General features: G+C 54.4%; 14 protein-coding genes and 1 pseudogene. 10 read left to right on the plus strand and 5 right to left on the minus strand.

Annotated features, from left to right (window positions below):
* Positions 1 to 140: 140 nt before the first annotated feature.
* Complete coding sequence (dsdC, locus tag HV311_RS00090) at positions 141 to 1,067, plus strand: DNA-binding transcriptional regulator DsdC (protein WP_016155054.1); 927 nt, start codon at positions 141 to 143, stop codon at positions 1,065 to 1,067.
* 78 nt (positions 1,068 to 1,145) lie between these two features.
* Positions 1,146 to 2,228 carry a cellulase family glycosylhydrolase gene (locus tag HV311_RS00095; protein WP_085055756.1) on the plus strand — a complete coding sequence of 361 codons (1,083 nt, stop codon included), beginning with the start codon at positions 1,146 to 1,148 and terminating at the stop codon, positions 2,226 to 2,228.
* Here HV311_RS00095 and emrD read toward each other — a convergent pair.
* The 3 genes from emrD to tisB all read right to left on the minus strand — a co-directional run bounded on the left by emrD (position 2,155) and on the right by tisB (position 4,579).
* Positions 2,155 to 3,339: a multidrug efflux MFS transporter EmrD gene (gene emrD / locus HV311_RS00100; RefSeq protein WP_016157807.1), complete on the minus strand. Its 1,185-nt coding sequence runs from the start codon at positions 3,337 to 3,339 to the stop codon at positions 2,155 to 2,157. The two genes, HV311_RS00095 and emrD, sit on opposite strands and share 74 nt — an antisense overlap.
* A 193-nt stretch (positions 3,340 to 3,532) precedes the next feature.
* A complete protein-coding gene (locus HV311_RS00105) occupies positions 3,533 to 4,366 on the minus strand; it encodes a DMT family transporter (protein ID WP_016155051.1) in 834 nt (277 codons plus the stop codon).
* Positions 4,367 to 4,489: 123 nt separating this feature from the next.
* Positions 4,490 to 4,579, minus strand: a complete 90-nt coding sequence (tisB, locus tag HV311_RS00110) for a type I toxin-antitoxin system toxin TisB (protein ID WP_003023909.1) — start codon at positions 4,577 to 4,579, stop codon at positions 4,490 to 4,492.
* A gap of 522 nt (positions 4,580 to 5,101) precedes the next feature.
* Between tisB and ivbL the strand changes: the two genes are divergently transcribed.
* From ivbL to ilvN, 3 genes are all read left to right on the plus strand, one after another.
* The gene (gene ivbL, locus HV311_RS00115; RefSeq protein ID WP_003827118.1) at positions 5,102 to 5,200 is read left to right on the plus strand and encodes an ilvB operon leader peptide IvbL; all 99 of its coding nucleotides are present in this window, start codon (positions 5,102 to 5,104) and stop codon (positions 5,198 to 5,200) included.
* Between the two features lie 107 nt (positions 5,201 to 5,307).
* On the plus strand, positions 5,308 to 6,996 hold the full coding sequence (gene ilvB / locus HV311_RS00120; protein ID WP_151222203.1) for an acetolactate synthase large subunit: 1,689 nt from the start codon (positions 5,308 to 5,310) through the stop codon (positions 6,994 to 6,996).
* 3 nt (positions 6,997 to 6,999) lie between these two features.
* A complete protein-coding gene (ilvN, locus tag HV311_RS00125; RefSeq protein WP_003023914.1) occupies positions 7,000 to 7,290 on the plus strand; it encodes an acetolactate synthase small subunit in 291 nt (96 codons plus the stop codon).
* Between the two features lies 1 nt (position 7,291).
* Here ilvN and HV311_RS00130 read toward each other — a convergent pair whose 3' ends face one another.
* A complete protein-coding gene (locus HV311_RS00130) occupies positions 7,292 to 8,077 on the minus strand; it encodes a DeoR family transcriptional regulator (RefSeq protein WP_191220585.1) in 786 nt (261 codons plus the stop codon).
* A 325-nt stretch (positions 8,078 to 8,402) separates the two neighbouring features.
* On the opposite strand from HV311_RS00130, the pseudogene HV311_RS00135 reads away from it, so the two are divergent.
* Positions 8,403 to 8,711 (plus strand): annotated as a pseudogene (locus HV311_RS00135) (PfkB family carbohydrate kinase); the annotation flags it as partial.
* A 133-nt stretch (positions 8,712 to 8,844) separates the two neighbouring features.
* Here HV311_RS00135 and HV311_RS00140 read toward each other — a convergent pair.
* Positions 8,845 to 9,825, minus strand: coding sequence for an IS5-like element IS5 family transposase (locus tag HV311_RS00140; protein ID WP_064349473.1), 981 nt, complete (start codon positions 9,823 to 9,825; stop codon positions 8,845 to 8,847).
* A gap of 44 nt (positions 9,826 to 9,869) precedes the next feature.
* Between HV311_RS00140 and fucP the strand changes: the two genes are divergently transcribed.
* The 4 genes from fucP (at position 9,870) to uhpB (ending at position 14,349) form a co-directional block, all read left to right on the plus strand.
* Positions 9,870 to 11,036 carry an L-fucose:H+ symporter permease gene (gene fucP / locus HV311_RS00145; protein WP_191221172.1) on the plus strand — a complete coding sequence of 389 codons (1,167 nt, stop codon included), beginning with the start codon at positions 9,870 to 9,872 and terminating at the stop codon, positions 11,034 to 11,036.
* A gap of 11 nt (positions 11,037 to 11,047) precedes the next feature.
* On the plus strand, positions 11,048 to 12,061 hold the full coding sequence (locus HV311_RS00150; RefSeq protein WP_191220586.1) for an aldose 1-epimerase family protein: 1,014 nt from the start codon (positions 11,048 to 11,050) through the stop codon (positions 12,059 to 12,061).
* A 195-nt stretch (positions 12,062 to 12,256) separates the two neighbouring features.
* Positions 12,257 to 12,850 carry a transcriptional regulator UhpA gene (uhpA, locus tag HV311_RS00155; protein WP_016155044.1) on the plus strand — a complete coding sequence of 198 codons (594 nt, stop codon included), beginning with the start codon at positions 12,257 to 12,259 and terminating at the stop codon, positions 12,848 to 12,850.
* Positions 12,847 to 14,349 carry a signal transduction histidine-protein kinase/phosphatase UhpB gene (gene uhpB, locus HV311_RS00160; RefSeq protein WP_047415715.1) on the plus strand — a complete coding sequence of 501 codons (1,503 nt, stop codon included), beginning with the start codon at positions 12,847 to 12,849 and terminating at the stop codon, positions 14,347 to 14,349. Before uhpA ends, uhpB begins: the two co-directional genes overlap by 4 nt.
* The last annotated feature ends 1 nt before the right edge of the window (position 14,350 follow it).

Below are 14,350 nucleotides of genomic sequence, written 5' to 3' on the forward strand. Positions count from 1 at the left end.
CAGATTGCATCAAGTAGGTGATTTACGTCTAATTACGCTTTGTTTATACGATATGGTTCACCTTGATTCATCTTTGTGCTGATTTTTGCAGCGAACTTTTTTACACTCCGGCGAATGAATCAGGAGGACAGGAGGTGAACATGGATCCCTTACGCGAGGTCAGAAATCGGCTGCTCAACGGCTGGCAGTTGTCAAAGCTGTATACCTTTGAAGTGGCGGCCCGACATCAGTCGTTTGCGCTGGCGGCAGATGAGCTGTCATTAAGCCCCAGCGCTGTCAGCCATCGCATTAATCAGCTGGAAGATGAGCTGGGTATTCAGCTGTTTGTTCGTTCGCATCGTAAAGTGGAACTCACCCACGAGGGCAAGCGGGTGTTCTGGGCGCTGAAATCATCGCTGGATACGCTGAATCAGGAAATCCTTGATATTAAAAATCAGGAGTTGTCCGGGACGCTCACCGTCTACTCACGGCCTTCTATCGCTCAGTGCTGGCTGGTTCCGGCGCTCGGCGACTTTACCCGTCGCTATCCGTCGATTTCGCTGACCATGCTGACCGGGAACGACAACGTCAATCTGCAGCGTGCCGGGGTCGATCTGGCCATCTATTTTGACGACGCGCCCTCCGCGCAGCTCACGCACCACTTCCTGATGGATGAAGAGATCCTGCCGGTATGCAGCCCGGACTACGCTCGCCGCCATGACCTTACCGGTTCGCTGGTGAATTTACCGCACTGTACGTTGCTGCATGACAGACAGGCGTGGAGTAACGACTCCGGGACCGATGAATGGCACAGTTGGGCGCAGCATTTTTCGGTGAATCTGCCGACATCATCGGGAATCGGTTTCGATCGTTCTGATTTGGCGGTGATTGCGGCGATGAATCATATCGGCGTGGCGATGGGCCGAAAGCGGCTGGTGCAAAAACGCCTCGACAGTGGAGAGCTGGTTGCGCCTTTTGGCGATATGGCGCTGAAATGCCATCAGCACTACTACATCACCACCCTGCCTGGCAGACAATGGCCGAAAATCGAGGCGTTTATTCGCTGGCTTCAGGAACAGGTTAAATAAGCGGGCCGCGAATATTTTTTACGCTTTCTCGCTACACGCAAAGTGAAAAAGCATGCTAAATACGTGATATCACTCCTGATGATTTGCGTAAGGACGACCGTGTTAAAGCCGATAGTTTCCCTTTTACTGTTAGCCAGCGCCACTGTGTGTGCCGCGCAACCTGTGCTGACCGCGGCGCAGTATGCGCAGCAGCTTGGCGTTGGGATGGACGTAGACTGGGCGCGCACCGATCGGGGTATTCGTGAATTCGATCCGCTGGTGGTGCGGGATTACAAGGCGAAAGGGTTAACCCACGTGCGCATTCGCGTGGCGGGAGAGCCTACGGAGGCGCGGCTTATACATCTGCGCAAGCTGGTGGAAGCCTGCGAGCAGTATGGCGTGATCCCGATAATTGCCTATCAGGCTGACGAATATAAAAAAGATCCCAGTACCGGTAACGAAAAAGAGGTGGTTAACTGGTGGGTGGCGGTGGCGCATTACTTTGGTCAAAGCTCGCCGTTGCTGGGTTTCGACCTGATATACGAACCCTCTGATAAGCTCAACCATAATCAGGTATCGCTCAATCGGGTGTATGACAAAACCATTCGTACTGTCCATGCCATCGACCCGCAGCGGATGATTTTTATCGCGCCGCGACTACGCGCCGCGCCGGAAGATTTGCCTGACCTGAAACTGCCGCCGCAAAGTCAGAATACCGTGCTGGCTCAATGGCATATTTTTCCGTGGGGGCCGCTGAAAAATAACGGTAAATATCCGTGGACCTCAGGCACAGCGGCAGAAAAGGCCGCTATTCGCGCTCGTATCAATACCGCCATTCATTGGCAGCAGAAAACGGGTCATGTCAGTTGGGTGGGAGGCTGGTCGCCAGGAGAAACCATCAGGAACGCGCCTTCTGCCTCGCAAATGGCGTTTGCCCGCTTTATGGCGTGCGAACTGAAAAAAGCGAAAATTCCCTATGCTATCAATGCGGATACGCAGTTTTATGATGGCGAGGAAGGCGCCTGGCGTCCGGCGCTGGAGCCGTTACTGACGACGATGATCGCGCCTGAATGCGAAAAGCCCGGCGATAAGCCGGGCCATCATACGCTTAAACCGCCTGCCCCTGATGCGACACGCGTGACGCCAGCGGAAGCCAGCAAACAAAAATCAACAGTCCCATAAGGGTCATCAGCAGGCCCAGACTGGCTTGCCCGGTCTGCGGCAGCATTGCAGAGAACCACGCCAGCACGCCGGAACCAATATTCTGTAATCCCCCAACCAGCGCACCGGCAGTGCCTGCCAGGAATGGGAAAGGCTCCATTGCGCCACTGGTTGCCAGCGGAAACAGCATCCCGGCACCGAAGAAAAATAGTGCGGCGGGAATCAGCAGCGTCCAGACGTTCATCACGTCAAACAGGCCCGGGATCCACATCATTAAACCGGCTACCAGACAGCAGATAACCGACTGCCACATCAGCGTCGAGAAACGCTTATTCGGGCGACCGGCGAACCAGGCGCCGAAAAATGCCGCCGGGATGGGCAGAATAAACAGGATACTGACCACCATGCTGCTTAAACCGAGCCTTGCGCCCAACAATACCCCGGAGCAGGCCTCGAAGACTGCAACGCCCGCCAGGCCGCCGATCAGCATCAGCACGTAACAGGTGAAAGAACTGTTACCAAACAGCGTTTTATAGCTGGCGATAAGGCGTGGACGCGGTGCGCCCGCAGGACGCGTTTCCGGCATCCAGCGCGCCATGCTAAACGTGACGCCCGCGCACAGAACCAGCAGGAAAATGTAACAGGCGCGCCAGTTCCACAAGGTATCCAGCATGCCGCCAATCAGCGGGGCCAGCAGCGGACTCACCAGAATCCCCATGTTTAACAAACTATTCGCGTGGCGCAGCTGCGTGCCTTCGTACAGATCGCGCGGTAAGGTTCGCGCCATTACACCGCCGACGCCTGTGCCCATGCCCTGGATTGCACTGGCGATAATCAGTACCGTCAGGCTGTGGGTGGTAATCGCGACCAGCGTGGCCAGCATAAAAATAGACATTCCGGTGAGGATCACCGGACGGCGGCCAACGCGATCGGAAAGTGGGCCGTAAAACAGTTGTGACAGGCCGTAGGTCAGCAGGTAGGCGGCCATTACGCTTTGCACCGCTCCTTCGCGAACGTTCAGTTCACGCGCCATATCAGCAATCGCGGGGATATAAATGGTTTGCGCCATCTGACCTACCGCCACCAGTAATACCAACATCAACAACAAATTGACGCTTCTATGCCTTTTCATTTCGCTGATTACTTTTAAAAAAGAGAAAAAAGAAGAATAAGGTGCTGTACTTTCCCGTAAATGCGCGTGGAATCTACCACAACAGAAAAAGAAGGCCAGATAGTGGGCTGGAATGTTTACGCGATGAACGGCAGGAAATGTAAACAAAAAACGGCAACAAATGTTGCCGGATTGCATCGGGTTTACGGCGCGATCATGACAAGCGGAGTAAGACAGCGCCTACGGCAATTCCGGCTGCCGCGACAAGGCGTATTCCGGCAACCTTTTCTTTCAGCAGTAGCCAGGCGAGCAGAGCGCCAAACAGAATGGAGGTTTCACGCAGCGCTGCGACCACCGCCAACGGAGCCTGGGTCATGGCCCACAGCGCCAGACCGTAAGAACCCATCGTGCCAATCCCGCCCAGAATACCTTTCTTCCACTGCTGTACCAGATAGCGTGACGCTTCCCGGCGCCGGGCGATCATCGCCCAGCCCAGCAGACAGGAACCGTTCAGAAAGAAGGTCCACAGCGTATAACCGAGCGCGGTTTCTGATAAGCGTACGCCGGTGCCATCAACCAGCGTGTAACCAGCGATAAAGCAGGCGTTAATGAGCGCCAGTACGATCCCGCGTTGTGAGCTGCTGCGTCCGTTAAATGCCATGCCGAGAATGGCCAGACAGATCGTAGCAATCCCCACCCAGGCAAACACAGACAGGCTATCGCCAAGGAACAAGACGCTGATAATCGCAACCAGCAGCGGTGCTGTCCCACGCATCAGAGGATAGGTCTGGCTCATATCCGAAACCTGATAGGTTTTGGCGACCAGGACCGTATACACCACTTGCAACGCGGTTGAGACGGCCAAAAACGGCAGGCTGGCGGTGGAAGGCTGAGGCGCGAAGGGTAAGCAGATCAATGCCATAATCGCCGCGGAGCCGCTGACGCCAATCGCCGAGTACAGTTTATCGTTTCCAGCTTTAACAATGGCATTCCAACTGGCATGCAGCAGCGCGGCAAACAGCAAAATGCAGAAAACAGAAAGCGTCATGGTGGCGTTCTTCCCTGAGAATGTCATAAAAACGTAACATATTGGCGCGAGACAAGCACCAGGGAGAAGGTGAAAGGGGAGCGGAGTGTTACCCGCTCCCCTTAGGTGCGACTTGAATCCGAATTACTTAACGTATTTCAGAACAGCATCAAGTAGTTGCAGTGCTGCAACAATGAGTTTGAGGATAAGAATAGCGATATCCACGAGGCTCATACGCTCTCCTTTTGGTACAAGGAGCACGGTGCTGACGTACCTCGCCGCTGCCTGTTGCCAGCACCTTTGTTGACATAACACAGTGTGCTCACACGGGGGTTAAGGCGCTGACGGCACCACCCGTTTCAGCCAGGACTTTGATGCGCCGGTTTACGATGCGGCCCCCGCATAACACATTGCGTACCGAGACATTATAGATAAATACTGTATAAATTAACAGTATTTTATGGACATTGTGCCATTCATGTTCCATACTCAAAACCATCAAAATTCGTGCCGAAATTGCGTGTTCTTCGCAGAACGCGTATACTTTTTCCGTTGACATAACACAGTGTGTTCGGCGGCTACCAACCGCACAGCGCTGAAAAAAACCTCGCTCCGGCGGGGTTTTTTGTTTTCCGACTCTGCACAGCGAAATGTGATCGTTGACGCATTTTTATGCAGATGAAAAATTTTCCATTGTCACGCTGAAAAACCTGTGTTTGTATAAATCCAGTTAATCAACAAACAGACAGGTCCCTAATGAACCCTTCCATGCTGACTGCGACCCTACTAAAAACTGCGCCATCTCGCGCAGCGGTCGTCGTGCGTGTGGTGGTGGTCGTCGGCAATGCGCCGTAGGGTCCGGATCAACACACGATTCCAAAACCCCGCCGGCGCAAACCGGGCGGGGTTTTTCGTTTAAGAGACCTGCCCGAAGCAAAGGCCCAGAATAAAAGGACTGGAGCATGGCAAGTTCGGGCATAACATCCAAGCGTACGCGTTTTACGGGCGCAGAATTCATCGTTCATTTCATGGAACGCCAGGGGATTCAGGTGGTCACCGGTATTCCTGGCGGATCGATTCTTCCCGTCTATGACGCTTTAAGCCAAAGCACGCAAATCCGTCATATCCTGGCGCGCCACGAGCAGGGCGCGGGGTTTATCGCGCAGGGGATGGCGAGAACCGATGGTAAACCCGCCGTCTGTATGGCCTGTAGCGGACCGGGCGCGACCAACCTGGTGACCGCCATTGCCGACGCGCGGCTGGATTCCATCCCGCTGGTGTGTATCACCGGGCAGGTTCCGGCCTCAATGATCGGGACCGACGCCTTCCAGGAAGTCGACACCTACGGCATCTCTATCCCCATCACCAAGCACAACTATCTGGTCCGCCATATCAGTGAATTACCGCAGGTCATGAGCGATGCGTTCCGCATTGCGCAGTCCGGCCGTCCGGGCCCGGTGTGGATAGACATTCCTAAGGATATTCAAACCGCCGTTTTTGAAATTGAAGAGATGCCGGAGCCCGCGCAGAAAATGGCGGCACCGGCGTTCAGCCAGGACAGCATTCGCGATGCCGCAGCCATGATTAACGCCTCACAGCGTCCGGTGCTGTATCTCGGCGGCGGCGTGATTAACGCGCCTGAGCGGGTTCGTGAACTGGCAGAAAAAGCCATGCTGCCCACCACCATGACCTTAATGGCGCTCGGTATGTTGCCGAAAGCGCATCCACTGTCGTTAGGCATGTTAGGTATGCACGGCGCGCGAAGCACTAACTTTATTCTGCAAGAAGCGGACTTATTGATTGTTCTGGGCGCGCGTTTTGATGACCGGGCGATTGGTAAAACCGAGCAGTTCTGTCCGAACGCCAAAATCATCCATGTGGATATCGACCGCGCGGAGCTGGGTAAAATCAAACAGCCGCACGTGGCGATTCAGGCGGATGTCGATGAGGTTCTGGCGCAACTGATCCCATTAATTGACGCGCAGCCGCGAGAGTCGTGGCATCAAATGGTGGCCGATTTACAACGCGAATTCCCCTGCAGCATTCCGCAGGAAAGCGACCCGCTCAGCCACTATGGGCTGATCAACGCCGTAGCGGCCTGCGTGGATGACAACGCCATTATCACCACCGACGTAGGCCAGCATCAGATGTGGGCCGCACAGGCTTACCCGCTGAACCGTCCGCGTCAGTGGCTGACCTCCGGCGGTCTTGGAACCATGGGCTTTGGCCTGCCGGCGGCAATTGGCGCAGCGCTGGTCAACCCGGACAAAAAGGTGCTGTGCTTCTCCGGCGACGGTAGTCTGATGATGAATATTCAGGAAATGGCGACGGCCAGTGAAAATCAGCTGGATATTAAAATCATCCTGATGAATAACGAAGCGTTGGGTCTGGTGTATCAGCAGCAGAGTTTGTTCTATAAGCAGGGCGTTTTTGCGGCGACATATCCGGGGATGATTAACTTTATGCAGATAGCCGCCGGGTTTGGCCTCGAAACCTGCGATTTGAATAACGAAGCGGATCCACAGGCAGCGTTGCAGGAGATTATTAATCGCCCTGGACCTGCGCTGATCCACGTGCGCATCGATGCCGAAGAAAAAGTGTACCCGATGGTGCCGCCGGGTGCGGCAAACACAGAAATGGTGGGGGAATAAGCCATGCAACAGCAGACTCATGACAACGTAATCCTGGAACTCACCGTACGCAACCATCCGGGCGTAATGACCCACGTCTGCGGGCTGTTTGCCCGCCGCGCATTCAACGTGGAAGGCATTCTCTGTCTACCGATTCAGGACAGCGACAAGAGCCGCATCTGGCTACTGGTCAACGACGATCAGCGTCTTGAGCAGATGATAAGCCAGATCGACAAGCTGGAAGATGTGGTGAAAGTGGCCCGCAACCAGTCCGACCCGTCGATGTTTAACAAAATCACGGTTTTCTTTGAGTGAGTTAGTCGCCGTCTGAATCCGGGGTGATGACTTTGACAGAACCGTTCCGGCAGTGGGTTGCGTAATCTGCCGGCAACGGGCGATCGCTTATCAGTACGTCAAAAGTGGAAAGCGGACCAATGCTGGCGGGAGCAACCTCATCAAACAGGGCGTGGCGGGTCAGCAGAATTTTGCGCAATCCGCGTTCCATCGCTTTGCGTTTGGTGGCCAGATCGTCCGGATTGAACCAACTAACGCCGAAATGCTCATGGACTCCGCTGGCAGAGATAAACACTTTTCGTGGGTTGAGCGCATCCAGCGGAGAGGGGTTGCTGCTGTCGTAAAAGGCATCACTTTTCGCCCGATAGGTGCCCCCGCAAAGAATCGCCGTGGCGTTGGGTTTTTCATTTAGCGCCACGAATACCCGGTGTGAGTAGCAAATTCCGGTAAAGGTAATATCGTCCGGGATCATGCTGACGACTAATGGCATTTCCGCACCATTATCAAAAAAGACCAGATCGTTTTCACTGACCAGTCCCGCGGCCAGAATGGCAACCGGTAAATCGTCGCGATGATACTGCTTTTGCACGGGGAGCGGAGCGTTAACGAGAGTGGCGGGCTTGTTCACCATCACGATGTAACCACCGAGTAGCGTAAGCGGCAATGGTTCGTCATCCTGGCTGAGATCCCGACGGATGGTCATCACGGAAACCTCCAGCATGCGCGCCGCCTCTTTCAGATGGATTCTGTCGGTCTTCTTCAACAATTCCATCAGACGTCGAATACGTTCTTTTTGCTTGGTTTCCATGCACACTCTCCACGAATCATGTTTTCATGTTCCTTCAGTAACATTTATGTGTTTCTGAGAACATGACATTGCTGCATTACTATACGTCTGACCATTGGGAAATAAAAGCGTGTTTTTACACGTTTTATTGATTATAAGCAGCGAGTTTTCAGTCAATTGTAAGCAAGTTAATCATTTTGAGTGTGATAGAGACGCAACATTTAGCATAATAAATAAACAATAAAATGATCCTCCAATCGCGATCCTAGTCACAAATGATACGGAAGTAACATGATAATGTTATTTTAATATCATTGTTGTGTGATTGTTTCTGAGAGGTAGTAAAATGGATATCGCGGTTATTGGCTCCAACATGGTGGATCTCATCACCTACATCAACCAGATGCCCAAAGAAGGGGAAACGCTGGAAGCACCCGCCTTTAAAATTGGTTGTGGCGGTAAAGGAGCAAATCAGGCCGTTGCGGCTGCTAAGCTCAATTCCAAAGTGCTGATGCTGACGAAAGTCGGTGATGATATTTTTGCGGATAACACCATTCGTAATCTCGAATCCTGGGGGATTAATACGACCTATGTCGAAAAGGTACCCTGCACCAGCAGCGGCGTTGCACCGATCTTTGTTAAGGAAGGTGCGAATAAGCGGGGAAATTCTTCTCGGCTGACTCAGTCATTTCATTTCTTCATGTTTGAGCCGATTTTTTCTCCCGTAAATGCCTTGAATCAGCCTATTTAGACCGTTTCTTCGCCATTTAAGGCGTTATCCCCAGTTTTTAGTGAGATCTCTCCCACTGACGTATCATTTGGTCCGCCCGAAACAGGTTGGCCAGCGTGAATAACATCGCCAGTTGGTTATCGTTTTTCAGCAACCCCTTGTATCTGGCTTTCACGAAGCCGAACTGTCGCTTGATGATGCGAAATGGGTGCTCCACCCTGGCACGGATGCTGGCTTTCATGTATTCGATGTTGATGGCCGTTTTGTTCTTGCGTGGATGCTGTTTCAAGGTTCTTACCTTGCCGGGGCGCTCGGCGATCAGCCAGTCCACATCCACCTCGGCCAGCTCCTCGCGCTGTGGCGCCCCTTGGTAGCCGGCATCGGCTGAGACAAATTGCTCCTCTCCATGCAGCAGATTACCCAGCTGATTGAGGTCATGCTCGTTGGCCGCGGTGGTGACTAGGCTGTGGGTCAGGCCACTCTTGGCATCGACACCAATGTGGGCCTTCATGCCAAAGTGCCACTGATTGCCTTTCTTGGTCTGATGCATCTCCGGATCGCGTTGCTGCTCTTTGTTCTTGGTCGAGCTGGGTGCCTCAATGATGGTGGCATCGACCAAGGTGCCTTGAGTCATCATGACGCCTGCTTCGGCCAGCCAGCGATTGATGGTCTTGAACAATTGGCGGGCCAGTTGATGCTGCTCCAGCAGGTGGCGGAAATTCATGATGGTGGTGCGGTCAGGCAAGGCGCTATCCAGGGATAACCGGGCAAACCGACGCATGGAGGCGATTTCGTACAGAGCATCTTCCATCGCGCCATCGCTCAGGTTGTACCAATGCTGCATGCAGTGAATGCGTAGCATGGTTTCCAGCGGATAAGGTCGCCGGCCATTACCAGCCTTGGGGTAAAACGGCTCGATGACTTCCACCATGTTTTGCCATGGCAGAATCTGCTCCATACGGGACAAGAAAATCTCTTTTCTGGTCTGACGGCGCTTACTGCTGAATTCACTGTCGGCGAAGGTAAGTTGATGACTCATGATGAACCCTGTTCCATGGCTCCAGATGACAAACATGATCTCATATCAGGGACTTGTTCGCACCTTCCTTAGTTCAGAGTGCCTTTTATGGCGGTTATTTTTTAATTGCGATTCCGGCATCTTTGGTGATTAAAAAGACCAGTTATAAAATCGCCATCTTAATGGGACTGACCCTTTATATTGTTGGCTGTACGCTCTTTTTCCCAGCATCGCACATGGCCACCTACACCATGTTCCTCGCGGCAATTTTTGCGATTGCGATTGGCCTGAGCTTCCTGGAAACTGCAGCCAACACCTACAGCTCCATGATTGGCCCAAAAGCGTATGCCACCCTGCGCCTGAACATCAGCCAGACCTTTTACCCCATTGGTGCAGCCGCTGGTATTCTGCTGGGTAAATATCTGGTCTTCTCTGAAGGCGAGAGTCTGGAAAAACAGATGGCTGGGATGAACGCGGAGCAGATCCACAACTTTAAAGTGTTGATGCTGGAAAATACCCTTGAGCCTTACAAGTACATGATTATGGTGCTGGTTGTGGTGATGGTGTTGTTCCTGCTGACCCGCTTCCCGACCTGTAAAGTCGCGCAAACGGCGAGTCATAAACGTCCGTCAGCGATGGATACGCTGCGTTATCTGGCCAGCAATGCCCGTTTCCGCCGTGGGATTGTGGCGCAGTTCCTGTACGTGGGGATGCAGGTCGCGGTGTGGTCATTTACCATCCGTCTGGCGCTGGAATTGGGTGATATCAACGAGCGCGACGCCTCAACCTTCATGGTCTATAGCTTTGCCTGCTTCTTTATCGGCAAGTTTATCGCCAACATCTTGATGACACGCTTCAATCCGGAAAAAGTGCTGATCCTCTACTCCATCATTGGCGCACTGTTTCTGGTCTATGTTGCGCTGGCGCCAAGCTTCAGCGCCGTGTACGTTGCCGTACTGGTGAGCGTCCTGTTTGGACCCTGCTGGGCGACAATCTATGCCGGTACGCTAGATACCGTGGATAACGAACATACTGAAATGGCGGGAGCAGTCATTGTCATGGCGATTGTTGGTGCAGCGGTGGTTCCGGCAATTCAGGGCTATGTGGCCGATATGTTCCACTCGCTACAACTCTCGTTCCTGGTCTCCATGTTGTGCTTCGTGTACGTCGGTATCTACTTCTGGCGTGAAAGCAAAGTGCGCAATAACCTGGCTGAAGCGACTGTTTCCTGAGGAGAGCGATCATGACAACACGTATCACGCTGTGGCGGGAACTCTTTGCAGAGCATCCGCGAATCTTACTGAAGAATAGCGACTTCACGGTTACCGCATTTCGTTACGCCAGCGGTGTGGAAGGGCTGAAGGTAGAAAACAGTCGTGGACATCTGGTTATTCTGCCCTGGATGGGGCTGATGATCTGGGATGCTCAGTTTGACGGGCATGAACTGACCATGCGCAACATGTTCAGTCAGCCGAAACCGGCTGCGGAAGTGGTAGCGACTTACGGCTGCTTTGCTTTCCACTCGGGTATATTGGCTAATGGCTGCCCTTCGCCGGAAGATTCTCACCCGTTGCATGGCGAAATGGCCTGTGCCGCGATGGATGAGGCCTGGCTGGAGCTGGAGGGAGAGAATTTGCGCGTGAGCGGACGCTACGAGTATGTGATGGGGTTCGGTCATCATTATCAGGCGCATCCTGCGGTGGTTATGCGCAAAGCGAGTGCGCTGTTTGATATTCAGATGGCGGTCACCAACCTCGCCTCAGTGGCAATGCCTTTACAGTATATGTGCCATATGAACTATGCCTACGTACCGGAAGCGACCTTCAGCCAGAATATCCCGGATGAAGCCATGAAGCTGCGTGAGTCGGTACCCGCGCATGTTAAGCCTACCGAGCAGTGGCTGGCGTTTAATCAGCGGATCATTCAGGGCGAGACCTCGCTGGGGCGCCTCAACGAGCCCGATTTTTACGATCCGGAAATCGTTTTCTTCGCTGACCAACTGGACCGATACACGGATAAGCCTGAATTTCGCATGATCGCACCTGATGGCACCACGTTCGTGACGCGTTTCTCCAGCGCGGAGCTGAATTATGTCACCCGTTGGATCCTCTATAACGGCGATCAGCAGGTGGCAGCCTTCGCCCTACCTGCGACCTGTCGCCCAGAAGGCTTCCTGGCGGCACAGCGAAAAGGCACGTTGATTCAGCTAGAACCGCAGCACACCCGCACATTTACCGTCACAACTGGCATCGCCTGATCGCTCAAGGCTTAAACAGCAGCGCGTCGGAACACAAAATCCTTCAAGCTGCATAAGGCGGCAAGTCTGCTCACCTCAGAAGCTTACTCAAGTCAGTGACTGGGGTGAGCAGACCAAGCCAACGCAGAGGCTGCTTGAAGGATAAAGTGTATATCGTTAAGGTAAGCACGTTTTTTATCCCCCAGGACAGAACCCATGATCACCGTTGCCCTTATCGACGACCACACTATCGTCCGCTCCGGCTTTGCCCAGTTGCTGGGGCTGGAACCTGATTTGCAGGTTGTGGCTGAGTTCGGCTCAGGCAGCGAGGCGCTGGCGGGATTACCGGGACGTGGCGTGCAGGTATGTATCTGTGATATCTCGATGCCTGATATCTCCGGTCTTGAACTGTTAAGCCAGTTGCCAAAAGGGATGGCGATTATCATGCTCTCCGTCCACGACAGCCCGGCGCTGGTGGAGCAGGCGCTCAACGCGGGCGCGCGTGGTTTCCTTTCTAAACGCTGTAGCCCTGATGAGCTGATTGCGGCGGTGCATACTGTGGCGACCGGCGGCTGCTATTTGACGCCGGATATCGCCGTCAAACTGGCGGCTGGTCGTCAGGATCCGCTGACCAAACGCGAACGTCAGGTGGCGGAGAAACTGGCGCAAGGCATGGCGGTCAAAGAGATTGCCGCCGAACTGGGCCTGTCGCCGAAAACGGTGCACGTGCATCGCGCTAACCTGATGGAAAAACTGGGCGTTAGCAACGATGTCGAACTGGCCCGCCGGATGTTTGACGGCTGGCAATGAACACGCTCTGTTCCCGGTTAATCACCGTTGTTGCCTGCTTCTTTATCTTCTCTGCCGCGTGGTTCTGCTTGTGGAGTATCAGCCTGCACCTGGTTGAGCGCCCGGAGCTGGCGGTACTGCTGTTTCCGTTTGGCCTGCGTCTGGGGCTGATGCTGCAATGTCCACGCGGCTACTGGCCGGTGCTGCTGGGTGCGGAATGGCTGCTTCTTTTCTGGCTGGCGCAGGAAGTGGCGCTGGCTCACTTGCCACTTTTGATGATCGGGAGCTTCCTCACGTTACTCCCGGTGATGCTGATTTCGCGCTATCGCCATCAGCGCGACTGGCGCACGCTGCTGTTACAGGGCGCGGCGCTGACGGCAGCGGCGTTGCTGCAATCGCTGCCCTGGCTTGGGCAAGGCGAAGAGGCGTGGAATGCCCTGCTGCTGACGCTCACCGGTGGATTAACGCTGGCCCCGATCTGTCTGGTTTTCTGGCACTATCTTACCAGCACCACCTGGTTGCCGCTGGGTCCGGCGGTGGTGTCTCAGCCAGTGAACTGGCGCGGGCGGCATCTGGTCTGGTATCTGCTGCTGTTTAGCGTCAGCCTGTGGTTGCAGCTTGGCCTGCCCGATGAACTGTCACGTTTCACGCCGTTTTGCCTCGCACTGCCGATCATTGCGCTCGCCTGGCACTACGGCTGGCAGGGGGCGCTGATTGCCACGTTAATGAACGCCATTGCGCTGATTGCCAGCCAGACCTGGCACGATCATCCCGTTGACCTGTTGCTCTCCCTGCTGGTGCAAAGCCTGACCGGGCTGCTGCTCGGCGCGGGGATCCAGCGTCTGCGCGAGCTTAACCAGTCGCTGCAAAACGAATTAGCGCGCAACCACCGTCTGGCTGAACGCCTGCTGGAGACCGAAGAGAGCGTGCGCCGGGATGTGGCGCGCGAACTGCACGATGATATAGGTCAGACCATCACCGCCATTCGCACCCAGGCGGGCATTGTCCAGCGGCTGGCGCCGGAAAACGCAGGGGTGAAGCGCAGCGGGGCGCATATCGAACAACTTTCTCTTGGCGTATACGATTCTGTGCGTCGTCTGTTGGGTCGTCTGCGTCCGCGCCAGTTGGATGATCTCACGCTGGAACAAGCGATCCGCTCATTGATGCGTGAAATGGAGCTGGAAAGCCGTGGCATCGTCAGCCACCTTGACTGGCGAATTGACGAATCTGTACTCAGCGAAAGTCAGCGGGTGACGCTGTTTCGCGTCTGTCAGGAAGGGCTGAACAACATCGTTAAGCACGCCAACGCCAGCGCGGTGACGCTTCAGGGCTGGCAGCAGGATGAACGGCTGATGCTGGTGATTGAGGACGACGGCAGCGGCCTGCCGCCGGGGTCGAATCAGCAGGGATTTGGCCTCACCGGGATGCGTGAACGTATTACCGCCCTCGGGGGATCGCTCTCGATTTCCTGTACGCACGGCACGCGGGTCAGCGTGTCGTTACCCCAGCGTTATGTGTAAG

This window comes from Citrobacter sp. RHBSTW-00881, from assembly GCF_013728515.1.
GTDB classification, from domain to species: Bacteria; Pseudomonadota; Gammaproteobacteria; order Enterobacterales; family Enterobacteriaceae; genus Citrobacter; species Citrobacter braakii.

What these genes read in the sequence shown, in the direction of transcription:
- uhpA (WP_016155044.1), top strand. Translation starts at nt 12,257, where the DNA reads ATGATCACCGTTGCCCTTATCGACGACCACACTATCGTCCGCTCCGGC.
- ivbL (WP_003827118.1), top strand. Translation starts at nt 5,102, where the DNA reads ATGAACCCTTCCATGCTGACTGCGACCCTACTAAAAACTGCGCCATCT.
- HV311_RS00105 (WP_016155051.1), bottom strand. Translation starts at nt 4,366, where the DNA reads ATGACGCTTTCTGTTTTCTGCATTTTGCTGTTTGCCGCGCTGCTGCAT.
- ilvB (WP_151222203.1), top strand. Translation starts at nt 5,308, where the DNA reads ATGGCAAGTTCGGGCATAACATCCAAGCGTACGCGTTTTACGGGCGCA.
- HV311_RS00130 (WP_191220585.1), bottom strand. Translation starts at nt 8,077, where the DNA reads ATGGAAACCAAGCAAAAAGAACGTATTCGACGTCTGATGGAATTGTTG.
- ilvN (WP_003023914.1), top strand. Translation starts at nt 7,000, where the DNA reads ATGCAACAGCAGACTCATGACAACGTAATCCTGGAACTCACCGTACGC.
- emrD (WP_016157807.1), bottom strand. Translation starts at nt 3,339, where the DNA reads ATGAAAAGGCATAGAAGCGTCAATTTGTTGTTGATGTTGGTATTACTG.
- HV311_RS00095 (WP_085055756.1), top strand. Translation starts at nt 1,146, where the DNA reads ATGATTTGCGTAAGGACGACCGTGTTAAAGCCGATAGTTTCCCTTTTA.
- HV311_RS00150 (WP_191220586.1), top strand. Translation starts at nt 11,048, where the DNA reads ATGACAACACGTATCACGCTGTGGCGGGAACTCTTTGCAGAGCATCCG.
- HV311_RS00140 (WP_064349473.1), bottom strand. Translation starts at nt 9,825, where the DNA reads ATGAGTCATCAACTTACCTTCGCCGACAGTGAATTCAGCAGTAAGCGC.
- dsdC (WP_016155054.1), top strand. Translation starts at nt 141, where the DNA reads ATGGATCCCTTACGCGAGGTCAGAAATCGGCTGCTCAACGGCTGGCAG.
- uhpB (WP_047415715.1), top strand. Translation starts at nt 12,847, where the DNA reads ATGAACACGCTCTGTTCCCGGTTAATCACCGTTGTTGCCTGCTTCTTT.
- tisB (WP_003023909.1), bottom strand. Translation starts at nt 4,579, where the DNA reads ATGAGCCTCGTGGATATCGCTATTCTTATCCTCAAACTCATTGTTGCA.